Source organism: Nocardiopsis lucentensis DSM 44048 (assembly GCF_000341125.1).
In the GTDB taxonomy this organism is placed as follows: domain Bacteria; phylum Actinomycetota; class Actinomycetes; order Streptosporangiales; family Streptosporangiaceae; genus Nocardiopsis; species Nocardiopsis lucentensis.
Genome location: NZ_ANBC01000951.1, coordinates 1 through 1,459 on the forward strand (window position 1 = coordinate 1; position 1,459 = coordinate 1,459).

Genomic DNA, 1,459 nt, shown 5'->3' on the forward strand with positions numbered 1-1,459 from the left:
CGGCGATGACGGTCGCCGTCCGCAGCAGCTCGTCGGGGTCCTCCGACCACGTCGTGGGACATCCGCCCTGGACGGTGATGTGGAAAGCCTGTGGAAAACGTCCGTGGAGGACGATGGCGTCGTACTCTGGAGCGGAGTTCACGAGGAGGTTCCGATGTCGGCAGACGCGCGGTGCGCGCACGAGGGTTCGGTCGAGGGGCAGCGGGGACGGATCGGGAGAAGCCCGAAGGAGATCCGAGCCGCTCTGCTTCCCGAGGACGTGGGTGAATTCGATCGTGAGTTCCGTCGGGTGATGGACGAGGCCAAGGAACGTCTTGACCTCACTCCCGTCAACGAGTGCCTGGAGCGCTGGTGGTGGATGGCGGTGTCGTCACAGGACCCGGAAGCCCACCGCCGCATGCTGGAGGTGGCCGACCGCGCGCAACGTGGTGAGCCGGTCTCGTCCGTGCCCTGGTCGGAACTCAAGGCGGAACTGGGTCTGTAGTTGTACCGGATCGACATCGAAGACATCGCGAAGGAACAGATTCGCGCCCTGCCGGAACACCTACTGCCAGAGCTCGCGTCCTTGTTCGCGCTCCTGGAACTGCAACCGTGGAGCGGGCCGCCCATGGACGCGCGCCGTCCTTCCGGGAACATCCGTCGACACGACTTGGGGGAGGGCGGGGAGTGTTCCGTCGTCTACCTGGTCCTCGACGATCAGAAGCTCGTGCTGCTCCTTCGACTCGTCTGGGTGTGAGGGTCCGTAGTCGGTGGCCGCACACTCATAGGGACGCGACTATCAGCGTTCTCCCTGTTCCTGGGTAGCGACACCGGCCATGAACGCCGCCCCCCGTCACGGGTGAACGTAAGGTGCCCGAGGCCGCGGTTCCTTCCACCACTGACGGCGATGACTTTTGTGCCGTCCGGGTGGGTTCGGGGGTGGAGTGCCCACGCGCGCACCGGCCATGAGTTCCCAGGGGTCCCCTGGGTTGAGCTTTCCTTCGGTGAAGTCCCTCTTCGCCATCAGGTAGCCCCGTTTGTTCAGCGCGTCGACGGCGGAGCCGAGAGAGGCGAATGTGCCCATCGGATGACGGTCGCCGTGTGAGTTGGGGGCGTAGCTGGCGTAAAGCTTGCCCGACTCTTTGTTGTAGACGAAAACCATCGGTCTATTGGGTCGGGTGTTGCTCAATCCGGACCTCTTCTCCAGGGCCGCCGTCGGCGGAGGAATAGGGGAATGACCAGATCCGTCGGTCTGTCGGAAAACCACGCTACGTCGCGCCTTCGGCCCGATCAATGAGGATGCGGGTGGTTGTGGAAAACCGCGTGGAGCCTTGTAGTGGAATCCCGGGGTGGATCTCCTGCTGACGTGGCCGGAACGAACACGGACCCCGGACCTGACCGGTTCCGGCCACCGGAGGTGGGGACGCCTCCCGGCGATCCGCAAGCAGCGCGGACTGTAGCCCGAGCCGCGTCACTCGGT

2 protein-coding genes are annotated in these 1,459 nt (G+C 64.8%); both read left to right on the forward strand.

What is annotated here, in order from left to right:
* Nucleotides 1–154: 154 nt before the first annotated feature.
* The gene (locus tag D471_RS0132215; protein WP_017602422.1) at nt 155–484 is read left to right on the forward strand and encodes a DUF6247 family protein; all 330 of its coding nucleotides are present in this window, start codon (nt 155–157) and stop codon (nt 482–484) included.
* Entirely contained in the window at nt 485–736 is a 252-nt protein-coding gene (locus tag D471_RS0132220) for a hypothetical protein (protein WP_017602423.1), read from the forward strand.
* The last annotated feature ends 723 nt before the right edge of the window (nt 737–1,459 follow it).